The sequence below is a fragment of the Kitasatospora dryopteridis genome, assembly GCF_050749075.1.
In the GTDB taxonomy this organism is placed as follows: Bacteria; Actinomycetota; Actinomycetes; order Streptomycetales; family Streptomycetaceae; genus Kitasatospora.
In genome coordinates this window covers 6,995,796-7,019,036 of sequence record NZ_CP192749.1, presented here as the reverse complement: position 1 = coordinate 7,019,036, position 23,241 = coordinate 6,995,796, and the positions used below count along the sequence as shown (strand labels likewise).

Below are 23,241 nucleotides of genomic sequence, written 5' to 3'. Positions count from 1 at the left end.
CGGCCTGGGTGCGGCCGGCCCCCGGTGGAGGTGATCTGCCGTGCGGTCGACGACCCGCTGGCCTTCCCGCGACACCCGCCCCGGTTCTGCTCCCGAACCGCCCGCCGGGCCTCCCGGGCATCTGCTGTGCCGGGTGGCGGCGCCGCTGCTCGGTGTGCTGACGGCGCTGTTCGCGTTCTGGGCGGTGGCCGCCGGTGACGACGGCTCCGCCGGCCTGCTGCTGCCGGCCTCGCTGGCGCTGGCCTGTGGCGCCCTGACCGTACTGACCGCGGCCGACCTGCTGGTGCTCGCCCGGTGCCGGCAGCGGCGGCACAACGGCGGCCGCCCGGGCAGTGCCTGACCGGCCGGGCCGGACCGCACTCCCCCGGTTTCGCCCGGGGCCTCCCGGTGAGACGTTCGAGGAGCCGACCGCACACGGAGGAAGGTGGCCGAGATGACCGGGCTGCAGGACAGGACGGTGGCGTTCCTGGTGGCGCCGAAGGGGGCGGAACAGGCCGAGCTGACCTCGCCGTGGGAGGCGGTGGAACGGGCCGGCGGCACGCCCCGGCTGGTGTCCACCAAGGGCGGCCTGGTGCACGCCTTCCGGCATCTGGACCCGGCGGACACCTTCCGGGTGGACGCCGTGGTGGCGGACGTCTCGGCCGGTGACTTCGACGCGCTGGTGCTGCCGGGCGGCGTCGCCAACCCCGACTTCCTGCGGATGGACCCGCGGGCGGTCGACTTCGTCCGGGGCTTCTTCCGGCGGCGCGCGCCGGTCGCGGTGATCTGCCACGGACCGTGGACGCTCATCGAGGCGGGCGTCGTACGGGGCCGGACGATCACCTCGTGGCCCAGCCTGCGGACCGACCTGGTCAATGCGGGCGCCCACTGGGTCGACCGCGAGGTCGCGGTGTGCCACGACGGGCCGAACACCCTGGTGTCCAGCCGGAAGCCGGCCGACCTGCCGGCCTTCGAGCGCACCCTCGTGGAGGAGTTCGCCCGTACCCCCGCCCACGCCTGACGGCGCCCACCAGACGCGCCGACCCGCCCGCGCCGGTCCGCCGGTCGGGCGGTCGGCGCGGGCGGGTACGGGTACCGGGTCAGGCCTCCTCCGGGCGGTCGGCGGGCTCGTCCGGCTCCTGGTCGTCGGGGGCCGGCGGTGCGCCCTCACCGGTCATCCGGGCATCGGGGGTCTCGGTGGGCGGCCAGGCGTCCTCGGGGTGGTCCTGCTCGCCAGTCGTGGGCTCGGTGCTCATGGCTGGTCCTCCTGCGGGTGGTCGGGGCGGGAGATCCTGCCCGCGCGCCTGCCCCGGCAACGTGTCCCCAATCGCATCCGCCCGGCCCGGTCCGCGGCGGGGTTGGGCCCGGCCCGAGGGGGTACGCGCCGGACCAGGGGGAGGTCGGCAGCACCGGCTCCGGGAGCCGGTCGGCTGCGATCCGGCGCAAGGCGTCGGACCATGGACGGGGCGCGCCGTCGCTGCGGCGACGGCGCCCCGGACCCGTGACAAGGAGGACGCTCATGACCGTCCCCGTTCCCCCCGGACCGGACGTCGGCCCGATTCCCGACCCGATGCCTCCGGGCCCTCCCCCGCCTTCCCCGGTGCCGCCGCCGGGGCCGCCCGGCCCCGACCCCGAGCCCGTCCCGCCCGCGCCGGTACCGCCGTCGCCGCCCGCCCCCGGACCGGACCCCGCACCGCCGGACCCGGCCCGGCCGCGGGAGTCCGCGAAACGGCCCGCGGGCGCGGCGAGAGGCCCGGTCCGGTGACGGCCCCGGCCCGCCCCCGCCGGGCCGTCGAGGTGCCGACGGTCGGTGTGGAGGAGGAGTTCCTCCTCGTCGACCGGCACTCCCGGCTGCCCGTCGGGCGCGCGCCCGCCGTCGTCAAGGAAGCCGCCGACGTCCTCGGCGAGCAGGTCCAGACGGAGTTCTTCACCTCGCAGGCCGAGGTGTGCACCCGCCCGGTACGGAGTCTGCCCGACCTGCGCGCCGACCTGGTGCGGGTGCGGTCCGTGCTGCGGGAGGCCGCGGCGGGCGCCGACTGCCGCCCGGTGGGCACCGGCATGCCGGTGATGACCGACGGGCAGCCGCCGACGATCACCGATTCGGCCCGGTACCGGCGGATCAGCGAACACGTGGGCGCGGTCGCCACCAGCTCCGAGGGTCTGGTCTGCGGCTGCCACGTGCACGTCGGGGTGGAGTGCCGCGCGCGGGCGCTGGCGCTGAACAACCTGATGCGGCCGTGGCTGCCGGTCGTACAGGCGCTCGCGGTGAACTCGCCGTTCAGCGCGGGCCGCGACACCGGCTACGCGAGCTGGCGGCACGCCTTCTACCGGCGCTGGCCGACCGTGGGGCCGGCCCCGCGGCTCGACGAGCCGGCCTACCGGGCGACGGTAGGCGGGCTGCTGGACGCCGGGGTCATCCTCGACACCGCGATGATCTACTGGTACTCGCGGCCCTCCGAACACGTGCCGACCCTGGAGGTCCGGGTCGCCGACACCAGTGCGGACGTGGACACCACGGTGCTGCTGGCCGCCCTCGTCCGCGGCCTCGCCGCCACCCTGCTCTCGGAACTGCCCGGTGATCGGGAACCCGCGGAGGCCTGCGACACGGCGAGCGACACCACGGCGATGATCGACGCGGCGCACTGGTCCGCGGCGCTGTCGGGCATCGACGGGAACGGGCCGGACCCGGTGAGCGGCCGGATCGTGCCGATGCGGTGCCTGGTCGACCGGCTGGTGGAACGGGCCCGCCCCGGACTGGAGGCCGCAGGCGACCTCGGGACGGTCCGCCAGCTGCTGGCCGGCCTGCGCACCGCCGGAACGGGCGCCGACCGCCAACGGGCCGCCTTCGCCCGCCGCGGCCGCTACGGCGACGTCGTCGACGAAATGGCCGCCCTCACCGCCGAAACCTAGGCAGAGGAGAACACCCGTAGGGGCGCGGGGAACTGCGCAATTCGGATGCGGGCGTCAGAACAGTACGGGGCAAGCCCTGATCTGTACGCGTCCCACCCTTGAATTGCGCAGTTCCCCGCGCCCCTGGTGGTGACCCATGAGGTCCCCGCGCCCTAGTCGACGCGGACGGCGATGAGGCAGGTGTCGTCGTCGGTGTCGGAGGCGCTGTGGGCGAGCAGGGCGTCCAGGTAGGCGCCGAGGTCGGGGCCGGGTGGGCCGGCGGCCTGGAGCAGGGTGCGCAGCGACTCGTCGTCGGCGGTGCCGCGGCGCTCGATCAGGCCGTCCGTGTAGAGCAGCAGGGCGTCGCCGGGCTGCATGACCAGGGAGTGCTCCTCGTAGTCGGCGTCCGGGGCGGCGCCGAGCAGCAGGCCGTGCGGCAGGGGCAGGACCTCCGGGCGGCCGGCCCGCAGCAGGACGGGTGGGGGGTGTCCGGCGCGGGCCCAGTGCAGGGTGCGGGTGTCCGGGTCCCAGCGGGCGCAGACGGCGGTGGCGGTGGCGGGCTCCGGCAGGGCGAGTGCGGTGCGGTTGAGCCAGTCCATCAGCCGGGCGGGGCCGGCGCCGGTGACGGCGAGTCCGCGCAGGGCGTTGCGGAGGGCGACCATGCCGGTGGCGGCCTCGACGCCGTGGCCCGCCATGTCGCCGACGGAGAACAGGGCGCCGCCGTCGGGGAACGGGAGGACGTCGTACCAGTCGCCGCCGACCCGTTCGCGTTCGACGGCGGGGCGGTAGCGGACGGCGGCGTGCAGCCTGGCCCGGTCGAGGGGCGGGGGTTCGGGCGGGAGGATGGCCTCCTGGAGGCGCATGGCGAGGCGGTGGCGCTGGGCGGCCTCGAGTTCGCTGTCGGCGAGGCGTTCGCGGGTGGCGGCGAGGGCGATTTCGGTGCGGTGCTGGTCGGAGACGTCCTGGCCGGCGCCGCGGACGAGGACGACCCGGCCGGCGGGGTCGGTGACGGGTTCGGCGACGATGCGGGCGTGGCGGGTGCGTCCGTCGGGCTGCAGCAGGCGGAAGACGGCGGAGGCGGCGCGGGCCTCGTTCAGGACGCCGTTGACGAGGCGGCGGACGAGGGGGCGGTCGTCGGGGTGGACGTGTGCGGCGAGGGCGGCGAGCGGTACGGGTGTGGCGTCGGGCGGGAGGCCGTAGAGGTCGAACAGCCGCTCGTTCCAGAGGATGTCGCCGGTGAGGAGGTCCTCTTCGAAGCCGCCGACGCGGGCCAGCCGCTGGGCGCTGTGCACGAGGCCGACGAGGCGGGCGTCGGCGTCCTCGAACTGCCAGCTGACCAGCAGGTGGCCGTCGGTGCGGGCGGCGCCGATCCGGGCGACGACGGGCAGCCGGGTCAGGTCGTCGGTGAGGAAGGTGAGGACGAAGTCCTCGCGGACGGGTTCGCCGGTGGTGTGCACGGCGGCGAGCCGGTCGAGGAGGCCGCGGCTGCCGGCCATCGGGTAGGCCTCGAGCAGGGAGGCGCCTTCGATGCGGGTGCGGGGGCGGCCGGCCGGGTCGCGGAAGCGGTGGTTGGTGCGCAGGATGCGGAAGTCGGCGATCGTGCCGTCGGCGGCTTCGACGGGGGCGAGGAGCAGCGCGGGGTCGAGGACGGCTTCGAGGGCGGCGGTCTCGGGTCGGGGCGGCGGGTCGTCCGGAGCGGGTGGCGCGGGGTCGACGGTGACGGCGCAGATCTCGGCGAGGGCGCGCAGCCGGGCGGGTGCGGCGGGCGGCAGTGGGTGCGGGGGTTCGGCCCAGCCGAGTTCGAGGGCGCCGAGCAGGCGTCCGCGGCGGCGGACGGGCAGGGCGAGCCGGTACGGGGCGGTGGCGAGGCCGACGGTCGGGGTGCCGGTGGCGGCGGGTCCGTCCTCGGGCCAGAGGCCGGTGTCGGTGCGGGCGGCGAGCCGGGCGGGGGTGTCGATGCCCGGGGGGACGTAGTGCCAGCTGCGGGCATCCTCGGGTGGGAGGCCGGCCTGGCCGAGCAGGGCGAGGCCGCCGCCGTCGGCGAGTCCCCAGAGGACGGCGGCGTCGGCGGCGAGCAGGTCGGCGGTGTGGTCGAGGACGGCGCGGGCGGCGGTGTCGGCGTCGGTGGGCAGCCGGGGTGCGGCCGGCGGCCGGTAGGCCGGTTCCTCGCCGACGGTCGGGCCGGTGGCGGCCACGGAGCCGACGATCTCGGCGGCGAGCCGGTGGACGGGGACGTCTGCGCCGGCGGCGAGGTCGGCGAGCTGGGCGGCGGCGTCGGCGGGCGGGCAGCCGAGGCGTTCGGCGAGCATGCCGGTGGCGATCTCGACGACGGGTCGGACGGCGAGGCGGAGGCGGAGCTCTTCGTACCGGTTGTCCAGGCGTCGGACGGCGTCGACGAGCCGGTCCACCCGGGCATCGGCGGATTCGGCCGGGGTGCGCGGCACCCGGCCCACGAACGGCTCGCCGTGGGTGTCCGCGGGTGCGTCGGTGGGGCGGGGCCGGTCCATGGCGGTCAGCCGCCCAGCCAGTGGACGATGCGGGCGAGCAGGTGCTCGGTGTCGACGGGCTTGGTGATGTAGTCGTTGGCGCCGGCGGCGAGGCTGCGGGCGCGGTCGCCGGGCATGGCCTTGGCCGTGAGGGCGATGATCGGCAGGTCGGAGAGGCCGGCCTCCCTGCGGATGGCGGCGGTGGCGGCGTCGCCGTCCATCTCGGGCATCATCACGTCCATCAGGACGAGGCCGGTCTCGGGGTGGCCGCGCAGCACGTCCAGGCCGGTGCGGCCGTTGTCGGCGTGCAGGACGCGGGCACCGTGGAGTTCGAGCATGCCGGTGATGGCGAAGACGTTGCGGGCGTCGTCGTCGACGATCAGGATCGTGCGGCCGGCCAGCCGCGGAAGGACCTCGGGCGGGCGGGTGTCCGGGCCGGTGTCCTCGGCGGCGCCGTCCGGGCCGGTGGCGGCCATGATCCGCTCGCGGAGGTCGTCCAGGCCGGTGGCGGGTACGGGGGCGCCGCGGCCGGGCGGGGTGGCGGGGGCGCCGGGGTCCTCGGTGTATCCGATGACCGGGGGGCCGCTGCCGCGCAGCGCGTCGAGGACGGGTTGCAGCCGCTCGGGGGGCAGGTCGAGGTCGACGACGGCGGACCGCCAGGGCCCGTCGTCGAGGGCGGCGCGGACCTCCTGGGCGTCGCGGACGGAGCGCAGTTCGGCGGGCGGGTCCCGGTGGGCGGCGGCGCTGGCGGCGACGGCGGTGAGCAGGCCGGGCGGGTCGGCCTCGACGACGAGGAGGCGGGCCGGGCGGGCCGGGGCGGCGGGCCGGGGCGGGCCGACCCCGACGGTGGCGGGGAGGTGCAGGGTGAAGCAGCTGCCTTCGCCGACGGTGCTGCGGGAGGTGATGGTGCCGCCGAGGAGGTGGGCGAGTTCGCGGCTGATGGAGAGTCCGAGTCCGGTGCCCCCGTAGCGGCGGCTGGTGGTGCCGTCGGCCTGCTGGAAGGCGCCGAAGATCGATTCGAGGTGCTGTTCGGCGATGCCGATGCCGGTGTCGGTGACCCGGAGGGCGAGGCCGCCGGGCGGGACTCCGGAATCGGCGTCGGACTCCTCGGCGGTGGAGGCCTCGATGCGCAGTTCGACCCGTCCGGAGTCGGTGAACTTGACGGCGTTGGAGAGCAGGTTGCGCAGGATCTGGCGCAGCCTGGCCTGGTCGGTGAGCAGGACCTCGGGGGTGCCGGGGGCGGTGGCGACCCGGAAGTCGAGGTGCTTCTGCCCGGCGAGCGGGCGGAAGGTGGACTCGACGTAGTCGAGGAGTTCGCGCAGCGGGAACCGTTCGACGTGGATGTCCATCTTCCCGGCCTCGACCTTGGACAGGTCGAGGATGTCGTTGATCAGCTGGAGCAGGTCGGAGCCTGCGGAGTGGATGATCTCCGCGTACTCGACCTGTTTGGCCGTCAGGTTGCCGACCGGGTTCTGGGAGAGCAGCTGGGCGAGGATGAGCAGGCTGTTGAGCGGGGTGCGCAGCTCGTGGCTCATGTTGGCGAGGAACTCGGACTTGTACATGGAGGTGCGGGCGAGCTGGCGGGCGCGTTCCTCGAGTTCGCGGCGGGCCTGTTCGATCTCCAGGTTCTTGGCCTCGATGTCGCGGTTCTGGGCGGCGAGCAGGTCGGCCTTGTCCTCGAGTTCGGCGTTGGAGCTGCGGAGTTCCTGCTGGCCGTTCTGGAGTTCCTCGGAGCGGGCGCGGAGTTCGGCCGTCAGGCGCTGGGACTCCTCGAGGAGTTCGTCGGTGCGGGCGTTGGCGAGCAGCATGGAGATGTTGGCGCCGACGGCGTCGGCGAAGCGGCCGAGGAAGTCGCGGTGGACGTCGGTGAAGGGGTGCAGGGAGGCGATCTCGACGACGGCGAGCAGTTGGTCCTCGACGACGACGGGCAGGACGACGAGTTCGCGCGGCGGGGCGCTGCCGAGGCTGGAGGAGATGGCGGCGTAGCCGTCCGGGAGGTCGCCGACGGCGATGGTGCGCCGGGCGAGTCCGGCCTGGCCGACCAGGGATTCGCCGAGGGCGAGGCGGGCGGGGCGGTCGCCGGCCGGGCGTCCGTAGGAGCTGACGAGGGCGAGTTCGGTGCCGCCGGGGGTCTCCTCGGCAAGGTAGAAGGCGCCGTACTGGGCGTCGACCAGCGGGGTCAGCTCGTTCATGATGAGGTCGGCGACGGCGGCGAGGTCGCGGTGGCCCTGGATGAGGCCGGTGAGCCCGGCGAGGTTGGTCTTGAGCCAGTCCTGTTCCTGGTTGGCGCGGGTGGTCTGGCGCAGGGACTCCACCATGGAGTTGATGTTGTCCTTCAGGTCTGCGACCTCGCCGGAGGCGTCGACGCTGATGGAGCGGGTGAGGTCGCCCTCGGCGACGGCGCCGGTGACCTCGGCGATCGCGCGGACCTGCCGGGTGAGGTTGCCGGCGAGTTCGTTGACGTTCTCGGTGAGGCGCTTCCAGGTGCCGGAGACGCCCTCGACCTCGGCCTGGCCGCCGAGCCGGCCCTCACTGCCGACCTCGCGGGCGACCCGGGTGACCTCGGCGGCGAAGGACGACAGCTGGTCGACCATGGTGTTGATGGTGGTCTTGAGTTCCAGGATCTCGCCGCGGGCGTCGACGTCGATCTTGCGGTTGAGTTCGCCGCGGGCCACGGCGGTGGTGACCTGGGCGATGTTGCGGACCTGGTTGGTCAGGTTGTTGGCCATCGAGTTGACGTTGTCGGTGAGGTCCTTCCAGGTGCCGGCGACGTTGGGCACGGTGGCCTGGCCGCCGAGGATGCCCTCGGTGCCGACCTCGCGGGCGACCCGGGTGACCTCGTCGGCGAACGCGGACAGCGTGTCGACCATGGTGTTGATGGCGTCGGCGAGGCCGGCGACCTCGCCGCGGGCGGCGACGGTGATCCGCTGCGACAGGTCGCCCTTGGCGACGGCGGCCGCGACCTGGGCGATCGAGCGGACCTGGTCGGTCAGGTTGGAGGCCATCACGTTGACGTTGTCGGTGAGGTCCTTCCAGGTGCCGGAGACGCCGCGGACGGTGGCCTGCCCGCCGAGGCTGCCCTCGGTGCCGACGGCGCGGGCGACCCGGGTCACCTCGTCGGCGAACGCGGACAGCTGGTCGACCATCGTGTTGATGGTCTCCTTGAGTTCGAGGATCTCGCCGCGGGCGTCGATCCGGATCTTCTGGGTGAGGTCGCCGCGGGCGACGGCGGTGGCGACCTCGGCGATCGAGCGGACCTGGGTGGTGAGGTTGCCGGCCATGAAGTTCACCGAGTCCGTCAGGTCCCGCCAGGTACCGGAGACGTCCCGCACGGTGGCCTGACCGCCGAGCCGGCCCTCCGTGCCCACCTCCCGCGCAACCCGGGTCACCTCGCCCGCGAACGCCGACAGCCGGTCGACCATGGTGTTCACGGTGTTCTTCAGCTCGAGGATCTCGCCCCGTGCGTCCACCTCGATCTTCTGCGTCAGATCCCCCTCGGCGACGGCGGTGGTGACCTGGGCGATGTTGCGGACCTGCGTGGTGAGGTTGCCGGCCATCGCGTTGACGGAGTCGGTGAGTTCGCGCCAGCTGCCGGAGACGCCCGCGACCTCGGCCTGGCCGCCGAGCCGGCCGTCGCTGCCGACCTCCCGCGCGACCCGGGTCACCTCGTCGGTGACCCGGGACAGCTGGCCGGCCATGCCGTTGAACACTTCGGCGATCTCGCCGAGCAGGCCCGGTCCGCCCTCCGCGAGGCGGGTGCCGAAGTTGCCGTCCCGGACGGCGGTGAGCCCGGCGAGCAGGCCGCGCAGGCCGTCCTCGGACAGCACGGTGTCCCGTGGCCTGGGGGCCTCCGGGGTCGCGGGTGCCCCGGGGACAGGGGGGCCCGGCCGGGCGCCTGCGGACCGGTCGGGCCCCGCCCCGTCGTGACGGCCGGACGGGTCACGGGGGCCGGGCGGAAGGGGCTTGTTCATCCTCGCCCTCGGCGTGGTGCGGCGGCTGCGGACGGATGTCTCTGAGGTCCACTCTGCCACCGCCGGGGCCGCTGCGAACTGCGGGCCGACGCCCGGCCGCCTTGCCGGCCCCGGGCCCGTCCGGGATCACCCGGCCGGACCGTCCCAGCGGCGCTGCAGCGCACGGGCGCGCGCATTGTGCCAGTCGACGCCGCGGTCCACCTGCTCCTGCGACAGGCCGCTGATCGCCGCCAACTCCTCCGGGGTGAGCGGCTCCCCGGTCTGCTCCAGTGCGCGGCAGATCTTCCCCGCCCACTGCTCCTCCGGTACGAACGGGCGGCGCCGGTACTGGTCGACGATCTCCGCCAGGTGGTCGACGCCGCAGGCGGTCAGGACCCGCTTCCCGTCGAAGTCCGGTTCGAAGGCGTGCACCGCCGAGGAGTCCGGCACGAGGGCGTACAGCTCCTCGCCGTCCGCCAGGACGGCGCCGCACACGTCGCACAGCTCCGGAAGGTCGTGGTCCGACCGCCGGTCGAACGCATCGGATGCATCCATGCCCGGCGCCTACCCGGGCGCCCGCCGGGCACACGTCCCGCCCGTCCGGGCGGTCGGGGCGTGCACCGGGTGCTCAGTCCCAGGCGGGGGCCTCGACCTCCAGCCAGACGGTCTTGCCCGGCGGGCGCGGCACGCTGCCCCAGGCCGCGGCGAGGCGGTCGACCACCCGCAGGCCGTGGCCGCCCGGCGCGGAGCGGGGGCGGTCGGTCTGCAGCACCGGCAGTTCCCGGCTGTCGTCGGAGACCTCCACCCGCAGCCCGTCCCCGATGCGGTGCAGCACCAGCTCGCGGGGCCCGCCGGCGTGCAGGCAGGCATTGGTGACCAGTTCGCTGACCATCAGCAGCACGTCCTCGGCGACGGCACGGCGTTCGCCGTCCGGCGCGGGCAGCCACCCCCAGTCGTGCAGGGCCTTGCGGGTGAAGTCCCGGCAGTGCTGCACCGCACCGCGGGACTCGAACAGGGCCAGCCTGCGGATCTGCTCCCTGGGGACGGCCGGCCCTGTCATGGACCGCCGCCCCGGCCCGGCCTGGCCTCCGCGGCGGTCCCGAAGACCCCGAAGATCTCCCCCGCGCCGGTGATCTCCAGCATCCGCCGCACCATCGGGGTCAGCCCGGCCAGGACGACCTCGCCGCCGTTCGACAGGGCCTCCAGGCGGGCCCGCAGCAGCAGGTTCAGGCCGGTGGAGTCGCAGAACGACAGGCCGGAGCAGTCCACGACCACCAGCGGCGGCGGCTCGGCGACGGCGGTGCCGAGCGCCTCGCGGAACGGCCCGGCGCTGTCGTGGTCCAGCTCGCCGACCAGCCGGAGCACCCGGCGGTCTGCCGTGCGGTCCACGGAGACGGTCAGCTGCGCGGCGCCCGCAGGCCCCCCGACCGCCTCGATGTCAGCGTCCATGGCCCGGCTCCTCCCGTCCTTGGGGGTGCTCCCTCCACCATAGGTCGGCGTCCGGCGAAGCCCCCGCCGGCCCAAGGCCTGATCCACAAGACGTTTGGGCGGCCCGCTACGGGCCAGACGCCGAGCGTCCCGGCCGGTCCGGCACCGTCGAGCCGCTCCGGACATGCCGGCCGCGCCCGTCCTGTCGAGCCGTTCCGGGTCCGGCCGAACCACGGGAGCCGCCCATGTACGTCGCCGTCGTGATCGGGGAGGGCCGGGGCCCGTGGCCGCCCGGCAGCGGCCCCGCCACCGAGCCCGGCCGGTCGCTGGCGGCCGCCGGGCACCGGGTCTCGCTGTTCGCCCGCGCGGACCGGACCGGCACGGACCGGCACGGACCGCCGGGCGCCGGCACCGACGGCCCGCAGCCCGCCACCCACCCCCTGCCCGTCGGCCCGGCCCGGCCGCTCGCCGCGGACGACGCACTGGAGTGCGTGTCGGCACTGGCCGACCAGCTGGCACGCCACTGGGAGGCGGACCCGCCGTCCGTGGTGCACACCTGCGGACTGGACGCCGCCCTCGCCGCACTGGCCGCCGCGGCGGCCGGACCCGCCGCCGGGCCGCCGATCGTGCACGAGCGCGCCGGCGCCCTGCACGGCGACGATCCGCTGCCCGCCGCCTCCGCCGGCCGGGTGCACCGGCTGCGGTGCGCGGTCGCCCGCCGGGCGGACCTCCTGCTCGCCCACTCCGCGGCCGAGGCAGAGCTGCTGATCGGCTTCGGAGCGGACCGCCGCCGGGTCCGCACGGTGCCGCTGGGCGTCGACACCGGCCTCTTCTCCCCCGCAGACAGCTACCCGCCGCCCGGCCCGCCGCAGCTGCTCTGCCTGGACGGCGGCCGCTCCCGTACCGGTGTGGAGACGGTGACCAGGGCGGTCGCGGACCTGCCGGGCGCCCTGCTGACCGTCGTGGGCGGCGATGCCGACCCCTCCGAGGGCCCCGTCCGCCGGCTGCCGGAGGTGCCGCACGAGGAGGTGCCCGGTCTGCTGCGGGCCGCCACCCTGCTGGTCACCGCCCGGCCGGCCACCGCATCCGGGCGGCCCGTACTGGAGGCGATGGCCTGCGGCGTGCCGGTGGTGGCGGTCGACGGCGGCACCGTGCACGACCTGGTGGTGGACGGGGTCACCGGCGTGCTCCTGCCCACCGCCGCACCCCGGCCGCTGGGCCGGGCCGTCGGCCTCCTGCTCGCCGACCCGGCCCGCTGCCAGGCCCTGGGCATCGCCGGCACCGACCGGGCCCGCGCCCGCCACGCCTGGCCACGCGTCGCCGACCGGCTGGAACAGGTCTACCGCACCCTCACCGGCTGACACCGCACGGCAGCCCACCTGCGGACGGCGCGCCGGGGCGGTCAGTCGAGGCGGAGGCCGACCAGGCAGGTGTCGTCGAGCGGATTGGGGGCGCCGAGGCGGCGCAGGACGTGGTCGAGGCAGCCCTCGATGTCGGTGGCGCGGTAGTCGCGCAGGGCGTCGACCAGGCGGTGGACACCGCGTCCGAGGTCGTCGCCGCGGCGTTCCACCAGCCCGTCGGTGTAGAGCAGCAGGGTGTCGCCGGGGTCGAGGCGGACCTCGGCGGGGCGGTAGACCGCTCTCGGTACGGCGCCGAGCAGCATGCCCTCGGGCATCTCGAGCAGCCGGGCGGATCCGCCGCCGGTGACGACGGGGGGCAGGTGGCCGGCCCGGGCCCAGGCGAGCGTGCGGGTGGCCGGGTCGAGGCGGCCGCAGACGGCGGTGGCGATGTAGTTGCCGCGCTCGTGGCAGAGCATCCGGTTGAGGCGCCCGAGGAGTTCCTCGGGCGGGGCGCCGGTGTGGGCGAGGCCGCGCAGTGCGTGCCGCAGGTTGGCCATGCCGGCGGCGGCGCGCAGCCCGTGGCCGGAGACGTCGCCGACGACGACGAGGACGGCGCCGTCGGGCAGCGCGAGGACGTCCCACCAGTCGCCGCCGACCTTGTTGCCGCGGCCGGCAGGCAGGTAGCGGGCGGCGGTGTGCAGCCCGGGTACGGGCGGTCCCGCCGGGGCGTCCATCAGGGCGCGCTGGAGGGCCACCACGGCCCGGTGCTCGGTCTCGGTGCGGCGGCGCTGCTCGGCGAGCCGGTTGCGGGTCCCGGCCAGGGCCTGCTCGGTGCGGCGCCGGTCGGTGACGTCCTGGACGACGCCGCGCACGGCGACCACGTCGGCGCCTGCCACGCCGCGGACGGCGGTGGCCAGCACCCGCAGGCTTCGGGTGCTGCCCTCGCGGCCGACCCGGAACTCCAGGGCGGTGTCGGCGGCCCCGGCGAGCACCCGCCCGGCGGCCGCCCGCACCTCCTCGCGGTCGCCGGGGGCGACGGCGGCGAGCGCCCGGGCGATGCCGATCCCGCCGCTGCCGTCGTCCGGCAGGCCCAGCAGCCTGGGTACCTCGGGCGAGCAGGTGAGCCGCGCGGCGCCCGGCTCCCAGCTCCAGGTGCCGAGCCGGGCCAGCCGCTGCGCCTGGGCGAGCTGGGCGTCCCGCCGTTCCTGGTCGCCGTGGGCGCGCCAGCTGACCAGGACGCCGTCCAGGAACGGCGTGGCGTGCAGGGTCATCGCGGACGACCGGACGGCGCCGTCCACGACCTCCTCGAACTGCTCGGCGTCGCCCTCGTACGGCACGCCGGTGTCGGCCACCTCCAGCAGCCGGCCGAAGGTGCCGGAGACGACCATGCCCGGGTAGAGCTCGGTGAGGCGGCGGCCCACCATGGCCTCGGCGGTCCGGCCGGCCGGGTCGACGGTGGCCGCGTTGGCGTGCTCGACCCGCAGGTCGGAGACCCGGCCGTCGTCCTCCCGGACGGCCCCGAGGATCAGCACCGGGTCGAGCAGCGCGTCGAGGACGGCACGGAACCAGGGTTCGGCGACCGGCGCCGTCCGGGTGATGCCCCCGGCGGCGCCGCGGGCGCCGACCCTGAGCAGTTCGGCGGCGCACAGCGCAGCGATCGCCGCGAGATACCGCTCGGCCTCCGGCTCGGGCCGGTAGCCCTCGGCCCAGCCCAGCTTCATCGCGCCGATCACCCGGCCGCCGGTGCGCAGCGGCAGCGCGCAGACGGTGCGCCCGGGGACGAGGTCCTCGCCGGTCACGTCGGGGTAGCGGGCGGCGAAGTCCGTCCGGTCGGCGACCCACACGGGGGTGCCGAGCTGCGCCGCCTCGGTGAGCGGGAGGGTGGTCATCGGCGGGATGCGCTGCCACTGGCTGAGCCGGCGCGCCGGGACGCCGTGGCTGGCGACCAGGCGCAGGGCGCCGTCGGGTTCGAGCAGGGCGAGGACGGCGGCGGAGACGCCCAGCGGGGCGAGGGCGGTCTCGTGGAGCAGCCGGGCGAGGTCGTCGGCGCTGTCGGCCGAGGCGAGGGCGGCGGCGGCGAGGTGGTAGCGGGCGGCGAGGCCCTGGGCGGGCCGGCCCGGTGCGGGGGCCGTGGGCGCCGGGGCCTCGGGGTCGTCGGTCCCGGTCTCCGCGCCGGGCGCGGGCGGTGCGGAGACCGGGACGGAAACGGGAACGGGGGCGGGGACGGAAACGGGGACGGGGACGGCGGCGGGGTCCGACGCCAGGGGTGCGACGCTGCCGATCAGGTCGGCGGCGATGTCGATCAGCTTGCGGTTGCGGTCCTGGGAGAGCCGGACGAGGCGGTCGAAGGCCTGGTCGGGCGTGCAGCCGTGGCGTTCGGCCAGCAGCCCCTTGGCCTGCTCGATGACCGCCCGGGTCCGCATGGCCGTCTGCAGGCCCTCGACCTCGGCCCGGAGCCGGTCCACGGTGGCGTGCAGCACCGACCGCTCGGCGTCCGCATCGGCCCGATCGGGTCCCGGGCCGGGCGGCGCCGCGGGGCGGGGTTCTTCGCGGCCTGCCACGGATTCAGCGTAGCTCCGCGGGCCCGCCCGGCCGCGGCACCGCCGACCGGATCACCGACCGGCGCCGGCGCCGGTCACAGGGCGCCGGGTCCGGTCACGGGGCGGCGTCGGCCTCCCGGTCCTCCAGGCGTTCGCGCAGCAGCCCCAGGGTGGCGCTGAGGATGCGGGAGACGTGCATCTGCGAGACACCGATCCGCGCGGCGATCTCCGACTGGGTGTGGTTGCCCCAGAACCGCAGCAGCAGCACCGTCCGCTCCCGTTCCGGCAGCTCGTTGAGGAGCGGCCGGACGGACTCGCGGAAGTCGACCAGGTCGAGGTCCGGGTCGCAGGTGCCGAGCCGGTCCAGCAGGGAACTGCCGGCCTCGTCGGGGCTGTCCTCGCGCAGCGCGTCCAGTGAGTCCGAGCGGTAGGCCCGGCCCGCGGTGAGGCCCGCGGAGACCTGGTCGGGGGCGAGGCCGAGCTCCTCGGCGAGCTCCTGCGGGGTGGGCTGCCGGCCGAGGTCCTGCTCCAGCCGGTCGGAGGAGCGCGCCACGGTCAGGTAGAGCTCCTGGAGGCTGCGGGGCACCCGCACCGGCCAGGTGGTGTCGCGGAAGAACCGCTTGACCTCGCCGGCGATGGTCGGGATGGCGTAGGTGACGAACTCGACGCCGCGCTCGTGGTCGAAGCCGTCGACGGCCTTGATCAGACCGACCGTTCCGACCTGGAGGATGTCGTCCATGTCGGCGGCGCGGTGGCGGAAGCCGGCGGCCACGAAGCGGACGAGCGGCATGTTGAGCTCGATGATGGTGCCGCGGACGTAGCTGTACGCGTGGGTGCCGGGTTCGAGGCCGGCCAGGCGCTGGAACAGCGCATCGCTCAGGGCCCGCGCCTCGGTCTTGCCCATGGCCCGCATCTCCTGCTGGGTCGGGCGGGGCTCGAGGGCTGTGGCCGTGGCGCCAGTGGTGGCGGTGGCCCGGGTGGGTACAGCGGTGGTCGTGGGTGCGACTGGAGCGGACACGGGGTCATCTCCGCGGGGCGGGGGAGACCGCACGACGCGCGCACGGGGGCAGCGCGGTGCGGGAGTGGGGCGTCCGCCCGCCCGGTGTCTTCAGGCGTCGGAGCCCCGGCACGTCGAGGTGCCGAGAAATCCGGGCGGCTCGGGGCCGCCGGGGCGGAGGGGGCGTCGGCCCGAATCCTCCGTCTGGTGGTTCTACCCCGTCACAACCGGAACCAACCCTTCCGAATTCGAACGTGTCCGCCGTGTCCGGACGGGCGGGCCGGGTAGGCGCAGCCCGGGCCGCCGGCAGCGGTCCGGTGGCCGGCCCGGGAAGAGGCGACGATGACGAGGAACAACCCGAGCGCGCGCCCGGGCGCAGCTGCTGCGGCCCGCAGTGTCCGGCTGGCCGTCCGCGTGCGGCTGTGCGAGGCCGTGGCCGGGCGGCGGCCGATGCTGTCGGCGTCGGCGGTCGCGGTGTCCGGCGCGCTCCTGGCGGCCGCCCTGCAGCATCCGGCGGCCGGGGTGGCGCTGTGGGTGTCGGGTGCCCTGTGGGCGGCGGCCGTGCTGGGCGTCCTGGCGGTGGTTGCCGCCCTGACCGGCACCTCCCGCACCGGGCGACGGTGACGGCCGCCGCGCAGCCCGTAACTACGCAACATGTGTCGGAGGTACGGCTCGGTGCGCTGTGTTTCGAACCGGCCGGGATCCGGGCATCCGCCGACCACGGGCCCTCCCGACCGCCGAACGGGCCTCGTTCGGCCGGTCCGGCGGCGGGAACGGTTGGAGCCCGCGACGCACCGGCCGCACGGCCTGCCGACAGGCCGTCGCCCGGGACCGCGAACGGAGGTGACGGCGGTGGACGGCCCCGGCCTCTCCTGGCGTGAGCAGCGGATTCTCCGCCAGATCGAACTCGGACTCGGCCAGGACGCCGACCTGGAGCTGCGCCTGCGCACCATGCGACTCGGCCGCCTCAACGGGCTGCGGCGGCTCCTGCGCCGGCTGCCGGTCGGTGCGCTGGTGCTGCTCGCGCTCTGTGCGTTCGGCCTGTTCACCGCGGGGGCGCCGGCGGCCGCTGCGGCGGCCTGGGCGGTGTTCGGCGCGACCGCCGCGGGTGTGCTGCTGTGGCTGGCGTGCCGCCTCGGTCAGCGCCTCCGCCGGGGCCACTGACCTTTCAGGACGGTCAGGCCCGGCCGAGTGCGCTGTCGTCGAGGGCAGCGAGGAGGGCGGCGGGATCCGCGTGGACCTCCAGTGCGCCGGCGGCGCGCAGATCGCACTCGCCGATACCGCCGCAGGTCACGCCGATGCACGGCACGCCCGCCGCGGCCGCGGCCTGGACGTCCCAGCGGGTGTCGCCCACGAACAGGGCCTCGCCCGGTCCGGCCTCGGACCGCTCCAGGGCGGCGTGCACCAGGTCGGGCGCCGGCTTGCTCGTCTCGACGTCGTCGGCGTTGGTGGCCGCCCAGAGGACGTCCTCGGCGTCCAGGACCCGCCGCATCGCCTCCAGGTCGCGGCCGGACGCCGAACTCGCCAGCACCACCCGGCGCCCCCGTGCCGCCACCTCCCGCAGGAGCTCGCCCGCCCTGTCGAAGGCTCGCAGCCCCGGCCAGAACCTGGCGTACAGCGCCTGGTGGGCCGCACTGATGTCGGAGTCCAGGTCGCGGTCCCGGCCGGGACCGAGCACGTGCTCGAGCAGTTCGGCGCCGGCCATGCCGATGGCGCCGTGGACGCGCGACATCGGCGGCGTCAGGCCGAACTGGGCGAGCGCCTCCGACCAGGCCAGGGTGTGCAGGTAGCTGGTGTCGAGCAGCGTGCCGTCGACGTCGAACAGGGCTGCGGCCGGCATGGCGTGCTCCCTCCGGGACCGGCGCGCCGGGCGAACGGGCGGGCGGCGCGCCGGATGTGTGTGTCTGCCCCGATCCGCGCGGGGTCGGTGTCAGTGGCCGAGACCCCGGCGCTTCGGCGGGCCCTGCCAACCCGCCTCCGCCCCTTGTTGCGCCGGATCCTCGTACGCCGTCTCCTGTCGGGCTTCCGGCGCCTGCGCGGGTGCGTCGGCGGTGTCCGCCACGCGGGTGTCGGCAGCCCCCGTCATTCCGCCCACTGGCGCCCGGTCGGCGTACGGCTGCAGGCCGGCCGTCTCGGGGTACGGCTCGTGGCCTGCCGTGGTGGACGCCGGAACGGGACCCCCGGCGGTGACGGTGCCGGCCCGACGGGCCGCCCGCAGCTCGGCGGAACGGCGACGGCCGACGAGCACCATCAGGCAGCCGAGGACGAAGAGCAGCGTCAGCGCGATACCCGCGAGGAAGATCGCAAGACTGTTCATGGTGGCGAGGTCGTTGCCGAACATGGTCACCGTGTAGGTCGGCCCGCCGTCGAGGTTCTCGGCGATCAGCAGTCCGGTGAACGCGCCGGTCACCGCCAGCAGCAGGAGTCCGAGGGCAAGCATGGACTTCTCCCTCCGGAAGGGTCTTTCGGGCGCGTATGCCCGGGATCGGGAGTCCGATGCAAGGACGCCGGCCCGGTGTCCGGCCGGAACGTCACCGGGCAGGAAGGTCCAGTTCGGCCCAGACCGTCTTGCCTCGGTCGTGGCCGACGACTCCCCAGTCGGCGCTCAGCCGTTCGACGATGTGCAGGCCGTGACCGCCGGGGTGGGCCGCGTCGGCCGAGTTCCGCGGTTCGGGGCGGCCGTCCCCGGTGTCGAAGACCTCGACCCGGGCGGTCCGGCCGTCCCGCACCAGCGTCAGCTCGACGGGGCCGTCGGCGTGCACCAGGGCGTTCGAGAGGAGTTCGGAGACCACCAGCAGCATGTCCGCGCGCAGGGTCTCCCCTCCCGGACGCCCCCACTCGCCCAGCACCCGGGTGGTGAAGTCCCGGCCCGCGCGGACGTCCCCGGCCATGCCGGAGTAGCACCGGCGGCGCTCGGCCGGCTGTAGGGCCTCCGGCGGCGCAGCCGGACTCGGCGCAGTACTGCGCCGCACGGACCCCGAACTCTTCGCCATGCGTTCACCTCCTCCGTTCCGGTGCGTCCTCGGTCACCCGGCACGGGTCGGGGCTGCCGGATCGGCCGGCAGCCCCGCACTCCGTGCGTCCACCGCTCTCGCAGGAGCGGTCGTTTCCGCCGTGGATCGCCGGTCGGCTACCAGCGGTACCAGCGACCGCCCGATCCGCTGCGGGCGAAGAAGCCGATCACCCAGACGACCAGCAGTGCGATCGCGACCCACCAGAGCAGGTTCACCGCGAATCCGGCACCGAACAGAACGAGGATCAGCAGAAGTACGAGAAGCAGTGCGACCATGGAAAACACCTCCGACAGCGCGTGTGCCCAGCATCGTCCGACGTGAACACCTGTCCGGTCCCCCGGTACCGTCAGGCCCTTCCCTCCGGGACGGGCTCCGGTCCGGTCGCCCCCGGGGCCGCGGCCTCGACCAACCCGGCGATCACCATCGGCGCGACGCCGGTGCAGAAGGCGAGTATCGGCAGCTTGCGGGGCGTCGGCCCGACCCGGGGCGGGCCGGTCAGTCCAGGCCGCGGCCGTGGCGGAGGCGGGCAGCGAACTCGCCGGGTTCGACCAGCGGTTCCGGGTAGTCCGCGGGCGGCCGGTCGAGCAGCCAGGGACGGTGGACGGCCCGCCCCGGGATGTGCGCCAGCTCGGGGACCCATCTGCGGACGTACGCGCCGTCCGGGTCCAGCCGGTCGGCCTGGGTGAGCGGGTTGAGGACGCGGTTGGGCCGGGTGTCCGTCCCGGTGCCGGCCACCCACTGCCAGTTGAGCTGGTTGTTCGCGATGTCGCCGTCCACCAGGAGGTCGAGGAAGTGCCGGGCGCCGGTACGCCAGTCCTGGTAGAGCGTCTTGGTCAGGAAGGAGGCGGTGAGCAGCCGGGCGCGGTTGTGCATCCAGCCCTCGTGCGCGAGTTGGCGCAGGCCGGCGTCGACCACCGGGTACCCGGTGCGGCCCTGCCGCCAGGCCTCGGCCTCACGGGAGTCCGCGCGCCACCGGTCGCCCTTGGCGCGGTAGTCCTGCCAGGCGGCCCGGGGTCTGGCGGCAAGCACCTGGTGGTGGAAGTCCCGCCAGACGAGTTGCCGGACGAAAGCCTCGGCACCGGGCCCGCCGCGGCGCTCGGCGAGGTCGACCAGCTCGGCCGCGGAGAGGCAGCCGAAGTGCAGGTAGGGCGAGAGCCGTGACGTGCCGTCTGCTGCGAGGTCGTCGTGCACCTCCTCGTAGCGGCCGACGTCCCAGACCTGCCACCGCCGCCGGGCCTCGGTCTCGCCGCCGGGCGGCAGCCCGGGCGAGTCGGCGCGTGCGGTCGGGAGTGCGGCGCAGGCGAGCCCTTCGGGGGTGCTCAGGCGGCGGGGGGCGGGGTGCGGCGGTCGGCGTGCCGTCTGCTGCCAGGCCCGGAAGTACGGGGTGAACACCGCGTAGTGGTCCTTGCCCGCGGGCGTGACGGCGCCCGGCGGGATCGCGGTGAGCGAGCCGTCGTGGACGTGCAGCCGGTCGCCGAGGCGCTCGCGCAGGCCGCTCTCACGGCTGCGGGCGAACGCACTGACGCCTGCAGCCACATGGACCGCGTCCGCGCGCACCTCGTCGGCGAGCCTTGCGGTCTCCGCCACGGCCCGGCCCCTGCGCAGCACGAGCCGGCTCCCGATGCGGCGCAGCGAATCGTCCAGGTCGGCCAGGCAGTCGGCGAGGAACGCGAGGCGGTTGGCGGAAGCGAAGCCCGCTGCCCCGACATCGGGGTCGAGGACGAACAGCGGCACCACCCGGTCGGCGGTGCGGGCTGCTGCGTGCAGGACGGGGTTGTCGTGGAGGCGGAGGTCCTGGGTGAACAGGGCGATGGCGATCGTCATGGCCCGGCCAGGCTAGGGCCTGTCACCACGGCTGCTGCGGCAGCGGAGCGGCGTGTCCCGACGGCTCCCCTGCGGTCCGCGGGCGGCGGGCGCGGCCCGGGGCGATGGTGGAAGTGGTGAGTCGTACGGCAGCGGTGTGCGCAAGGGCCGGACGGCCCTGGCAGAAGCGGTCCGGCGCTGGTGCGATGGTGACCGCACGCGCAGGCGCCCGCCTTCGGGCCGACACGTCCTGTCCGGCTGCAGCCCACCGCAGTCCCGGCCCCGTGCCGCCGCCATGGGGCCGACAAGCCACTATTCCTCGGAGACTCCCGTGAACGGACCGATCGTCGTCGGCTACGACGGATCAGCCGAGAGCATCGCCGCGCTGCGCTGGGCCACCGCCGAGGCGGGGCGGAGCGGTCTGCCGCTGGAGCTCGTCCAGGCGTGGCCGTGGCCGAAGCACCACGTTCTCGGCGGCGAGGACGCCGACCACTGGGTCCGGCAGCAGCTCGCGGAGCAGGAGTCCGCCGTCCGGGCGGAGGCCGGTGACGTGGTGGTCGGCTCCCGCCTGGTGCCGGACAGGCCGGCGACGGTGCTGACAGCCGCGGCCGAGAAGGCATCGGTGCTGGTGCTGGGTTCGCGCGGTCTGAGCACGCTGCGCGGCTTCCTGGTGGGCTCGGTCAGCCAGGAGGTGCTGGCACACGCCGCCTGCCCGGTCGTTCTGGTGCGCACCGCGGGAGCTTCCCCGGAGGCCGCCGCCGACCTCGCCGGCGGCTCTGCCGGGTCGGGGCGGCGGGCGGTGGCACTCGCCCTGGACCTGCGCCACTCGTGCGCGGAGGTGATCGCCTTCGCGTTCCGGGCGGCACAGCAGCGAGAGGCCCCCTTGCGGGTGCTGCACGCGGCGGGGCCGCCGGCCGGCAGCGAGTACATGGCCTTCGACGCGATCGCGGCGATCTCCGCCGACCTCTCCTCCGCCGAGGAGAAGACCCTCGCCGAGGCGATCGAGCCGTGGCGGGCCAGGTACCCGGAGGTCGAGGTGACGGCGAGCGTCGTGCCCGGCAGCGCGGCCCACGCCGTGGTGGAGGCGGTGGGCGAGGACGTCGATCTGCTGGTGGTCGGCCGGCACGACCGGCGGGTGACGCTCGGCGCCCACGTGGGGCCGGTCGCCCATGCGGCGATCCACCATGTGACGTGTCCGGTGGCGGTGGTTCCGTACCGGTGATGCGACCGGCGGCCGGTCGGTTCGACCGGACAGCAGGGCAGTGGAGCAGCGACGGGGGCAGGCCTGCCGGGTGAGGCGGGGTCAGCGGCTGTCCACGGACTGGTCGTGGCGCCGGGGCGGTTGTGAACTCCTGGTAGTAGTGGCCGCGTTCAACGCAGACAGTCCAGCCGCCCCACATGCCGCACCGTCCCGTGAACGGAGACCCCGTGCCCGCCCCCATGGACACCCCCACCACCGCAGACCCCACCACCGCAGACCCCACGACCGCAGACCCCACGACCGCAGACCCCACGACCGAGGACGGCCCCGCAGGACACAGAACCGCCGAGGACAGCGCCGACGCAGCCGACACAGCCGGCTCCGTACCGGGCCACCGGCTCAAGGCCGTCCTGCTGATGGCGGGCAGCTGCCTGCCGATCCTCGGTGCCGTCCTCATGGCGCCCGTCCTGCCGCGCATCCAGGACCACTTCGCGGCCACCCCGGGCGCCGCGGCGCTCGTCCCGATCGCCCTCACGATCCCGGCGCTGGCGCTCGCCCTGCTCGCGCCGTTCGCCGGTGTGCTGATCGACCGGCTCGGCCGTCACCGGCTGCTGGTCGGGGCGACCGTCGCGTACGCCTTCGTCGGGACGGCACCGCTCTGGCTGGACTCCCTTGGCGCGATCGTCGCCAGCCGGGCGCTGGTCGGCGTCACCGAGGCCGTCATCATGACCTGCTGCACCACCCTGATCGGGGACTACTGGAGCGGGCCGACCCGTGACCGCTACCTGGCGCTGCAGACGATCTGCGCCGCCGTGTCCGCGACCGCGTTCTTCGCCGTCGGCGGCGCCGTCGGCGCGGCGGGCTGGCGGGCCCCGTTCTGGGCGTACGCGGTGAGCCTGCTGCTCGCACCGCTGATGGCGACGGTACTGCGGCCCGCGCCGAAGGCGCCGGGCGCAGCGGTGCCTGGCACAGCGGCCCAGGGTGCGCCGGCCGACGAACGCCCCTTCCCCTGGCGCCGTCTGGCGCCGACCTGCGCGCTGACCGTGTTCGGCGCGATCGTCTTCTACACCGTGCCGGTCGAGACGGCGTACCTGCTGGACGACCTGGGTGTGACGGCTCCCGCCGTCGTCGGGGCGGCGACCGCGCTGGCCAGTGCGGCGACGGTCGCGGGTGCGGCCGGGTTCGCCCGCTTCACCGGGCGCACGCAGCGCTTCCTGCCGCACGTCCTGGTGCTGTGTGCGGCCGGCTTCGCGGTGATGTCGCTGGCGGACCGGGCGGCGGTGCTGGTCGCCGGGGCCGTGGTCAACTGCCTGGGCACCGGGGTGCTGCTGCCGTTGCTGCTCACCCGGGCGACGGCGCCGCTGGAGCACGCCGACCGCGGCCGGGGCACCGGGCTGTGGACGGCGGCGTTCTTCCTGGGCGAGTTCGTCTGCCCGCTCGTGCTGCTCGCTGCGGCGGCCGGGGTCGGCAGTCTGGCGTCCGCGGTCGGCCTGCTCGCGGCGGCGACCGCGGTGGTGGCCCTCGGCGTCCACCTCAAGGACCGGCGGACGGTGCCGGCGGCGGTCTGACGCACCTGCCGGAGAAGCGTCCGGGAACGGCCCGCCCCCGCCGGCC

The 23,241-nt window shown here is 75.5% G+C and carries 21 protein-coding genes; 8 read left to right on the top strand and 13 right to left on the bottom strand.

The window, feature by feature from the left end; translation table 11 throughout:
- Nucleotides 1-133: 133 nt before the first annotated feature.
- Complete coding sequence (locus ACQ614_RS31770) at nt 134-340, top strand: DUF6343 family protein (protein ID WP_431682415.1); 207 nt, start codon at nt 134-136, stop codon at nt 338-340.
- A 93-nt stretch (nt 341-433) separates the two neighbouring features.
- On the top strand, nt 434-1,000 hold the full coding sequence (locus ACQ614_RS31765) for a type 1 glutamine amidotransferase domain-containing protein (RefSeq protein WP_431682413.1): 567 nt from the start codon (nt 434-436) through the stop codon (nt 998-1,000).
- A 79-nt stretch (nt 1,001-1,079) separates the two neighbouring features.
- On the opposite strand, the gene ACQ614_RS31760 is transcribed toward ACQ614_RS31765, so the two are convergent.
- A complete protein-coding gene (locus tag ACQ614_RS31760; RefSeq protein WP_431682412.1) occupies nt 1,080-1,235 on the bottom strand; it encodes a hypothetical protein in 156 nt (51 codons plus the stop codon).
- A gap of 505 nt (nt 1,236-1,740) precedes the next feature.
- On the opposite strand from ACQ614_RS31760, the gene ACQ614_RS31755 reads away from it, so the two are divergent.
- Nucleotides 1,741-2,889 (top strand): carboxylate-amine ligase, encoded by a 1,149-nt coding sequence (locus tag ACQ614_RS31755; protein ID WP_431682411.1) that lies wholly within the window; start codon nt 1,741-1,743, stop codon nt 2,887-2,889.
- A gap of 152 nt (nt 2,890-3,041) precedes the next feature.
- Here ACQ614_RS31755 and ACQ614_RS31750 read toward each other — a convergent pair whose 3' ends face one another.
- The 5 genes from ACQ614_RS31750 to ACQ614_RS31730 form a co-directional block, all read right to left on the bottom strand.
- Nucleotides 3,042-5,375, bottom strand: a complete 2,334-nt coding sequence (locus tag ACQ614_RS31750) for a PP2C family protein-serine/threonine phosphatase (RefSeq protein WP_431682410.1) — start codon at nt 5,373-5,375, stop codon at nt 3,042-3,044.
- Nucleotides 5,376-5,380: 5 nt separating this feature from the next.
- Nucleotides 5,381-9,325, bottom strand: a complete 3,945-nt coding sequence (locus tag ACQ614_RS31745; RefSeq protein ID WP_431682409.1) for a HAMP domain-containing protein — start codon at nt 9,323-9,325, stop codon at nt 5,381-5,383.
- A gap of 126 nt (nt 9,326-9,451) precedes the next feature.
- Nucleotides 9,452-9,859: a hypothetical protein gene (locus ACQ614_RS31740; RefSeq protein ID WP_431682408.1), complete on the bottom strand. Its 408-nt coding sequence runs from the start codon at nt 9,857-9,859 to the stop codon at nt 9,452-9,454.
- 73 nt (nt 9,860-9,932) lie between these two features.
- Nucleotides 9,933-10,364, bottom strand: coding sequence for an ATP-binding protein (locus tag ACQ614_RS31735; RefSeq protein WP_431682407.1), 432 nt, complete (start codon nt 10,362-10,364; stop codon nt 9,933-9,935).
- On the bottom strand, nt 10,361-10,753 hold the full coding sequence (locus tag ACQ614_RS31730; RefSeq protein WP_431682405.1) for an STAS domain-containing protein: 393 nt from the start codon (nt 10,751-10,753) through the stop codon (nt 10,361-10,363). The genes ACQ614_RS31735 and ACQ614_RS31730 overlap by 4 nt, the downstream gene beginning before the upstream one ends.
- Before the next feature lie 224 nt (nt 10,754-10,977).
- On the opposite strand from ACQ614_RS31730, the gene ACQ614_RS31725 reads away from it, so the two are divergent.
- Nucleotides 10,978-12,093, top strand: coding sequence for a glycosyltransferase family 4 protein (locus tag ACQ614_RS31725; protein WP_431682404.1), 1,116 nt, complete (start codon nt 10,978-10,980; stop codon nt 12,091-12,093).
- A 41-nt stretch (nt 12,094-12,134) separates the two neighbouring features.
- Here ACQ614_RS31725 and ACQ614_RS31720 read toward each other — a convergent pair whose 3' ends face one another.
- Both ACQ614_RS31720 and ACQ614_RS31715 read right to left on the bottom strand, forming a co-directional pair.
- Nucleotides 12,135-14,633 carry a SpoIIE family protein phosphatase gene (locus tag ACQ614_RS31720; protein WP_431682402.1) on the bottom strand — a complete coding sequence of 833 codons (2,499 nt, stop codon included), beginning with the start codon at nt 14,631-14,633 and terminating at the stop codon, nt 12,135-12,137.
- 94 nt (nt 14,634-14,727) lie between these two features.
- Complete coding sequence (locus ACQ614_RS31715; protein WP_431682401.1) at nt 14,728-15,516, bottom strand: SigB/SigF/SigG family RNA polymerase sigma factor; 789 nt, start codon at nt 15,514-15,516, stop codon at nt 14,728-14,730.
- A 435-nt stretch (nt 15,517-15,951) separates the two neighbouring features.
- Between ACQ614_RS31715 and ACQ614_RS31710 the strand changes: the two genes are divergently transcribed.
- Nucleotides 15,952-16,233: a hypothetical protein gene (locus tag ACQ614_RS31710; RefSeq protein WP_431682400.1), complete on the top strand. Its 282-nt coding sequence runs from the start codon at nt 15,952-15,954 to the stop codon at nt 16,231-16,233.
- A gap of 228 nt (nt 16,234-16,461) precedes the next feature.
- Nucleotides 16,462-16,773, top strand: a complete 312-nt coding sequence (locus tag ACQ614_RS31705; protein ID WP_431682399.1) for a DUF3040 domain-containing protein — start codon at nt 16,462-16,464, stop codon at nt 16,771-16,773.
- 13 nt (nt 16,774-16,786) lie between these two features.
- Here ACQ614_RS31705 and ACQ614_RS31700 read toward each other — a convergent pair whose 3' ends face one another.
- The 5 genes from ACQ614_RS31700 to ACQ614_RS31680 form a co-directional block, all read right to left on the bottom strand.
- Entirely contained in the window at nt 16,787-17,449 is a 663-nt protein-coding gene (locus ACQ614_RS31700; protein WP_431682397.1) for an HAD family hydrolase, read from the bottom strand.
- Nucleotides 17,450-17,539: 90 nt separating this feature from the next.
- On the bottom strand, nt 17,540-18,049 hold the full coding sequence (locus ACQ614_RS31695) for a hypothetical protein (RefSeq protein WP_431682396.1): 510 nt from the start codon (nt 18,047-18,049) through the stop codon (nt 17,540-17,542).
- A 91-nt stretch (nt 18,050-18,140) separates the two neighbouring features.
- Nucleotides 18,141-18,602: an ATP-binding protein gene (locus ACQ614_RS31690; RefSeq protein ID WP_431682395.1), complete on the bottom strand. Its 462-nt coding sequence runs from the start codon at nt 18,600-18,602 to the stop codon at nt 18,141-18,143.
- 137 nt (nt 18,603-18,739) lie between these two features.
- Nucleotides 18,740-18,898 carry a hydrophobic protein gene (locus ACQ614_RS31685; protein WP_431682394.1) on the bottom strand — a complete coding sequence of 53 codons (159 nt, stop codon included), beginning with the start codon at nt 18,896-18,898 and terminating at the stop codon, nt 18,740-18,742.
- 220 nt (nt 18,899-19,118) lie between these two features.
- The gene (locus ACQ614_RS31680) at nt 19,119-20,447 is read right to left on the bottom strand and encodes a cryptochrome/photolyase family protein (RefSeq protein ID WP_431682393.1); all 1,329 of its coding nucleotides are present in this window, start codon (nt 20,445-20,447) and stop codon (nt 19,119-19,121) included.
- Between the two features lie 310 nt (nt 20,448-20,757).
- On the opposite strand from ACQ614_RS31680, the gene ACQ614_RS31675 reads away from it, so the two are divergent.
- On the top strand, nt 20,758-21,648 hold the full coding sequence (locus ACQ614_RS31675) for a universal stress protein (protein ID WP_431682392.1): 891 nt from the start codon (nt 20,758-20,760) through the stop codon (nt 21,646-21,648).
- Nucleotides 21,649-22,043: 395 nt separating this feature from the next.
- Entirely contained in the window at nt 22,044-23,195 is a 1,152-nt protein-coding gene (locus tag ACQ614_RS31670; protein ID WP_431684081.1) for an MFS transporter, read from the top strand.
- The last annotated feature ends 46 nt before the right edge of the window (nt 23,196-23,241 follow it).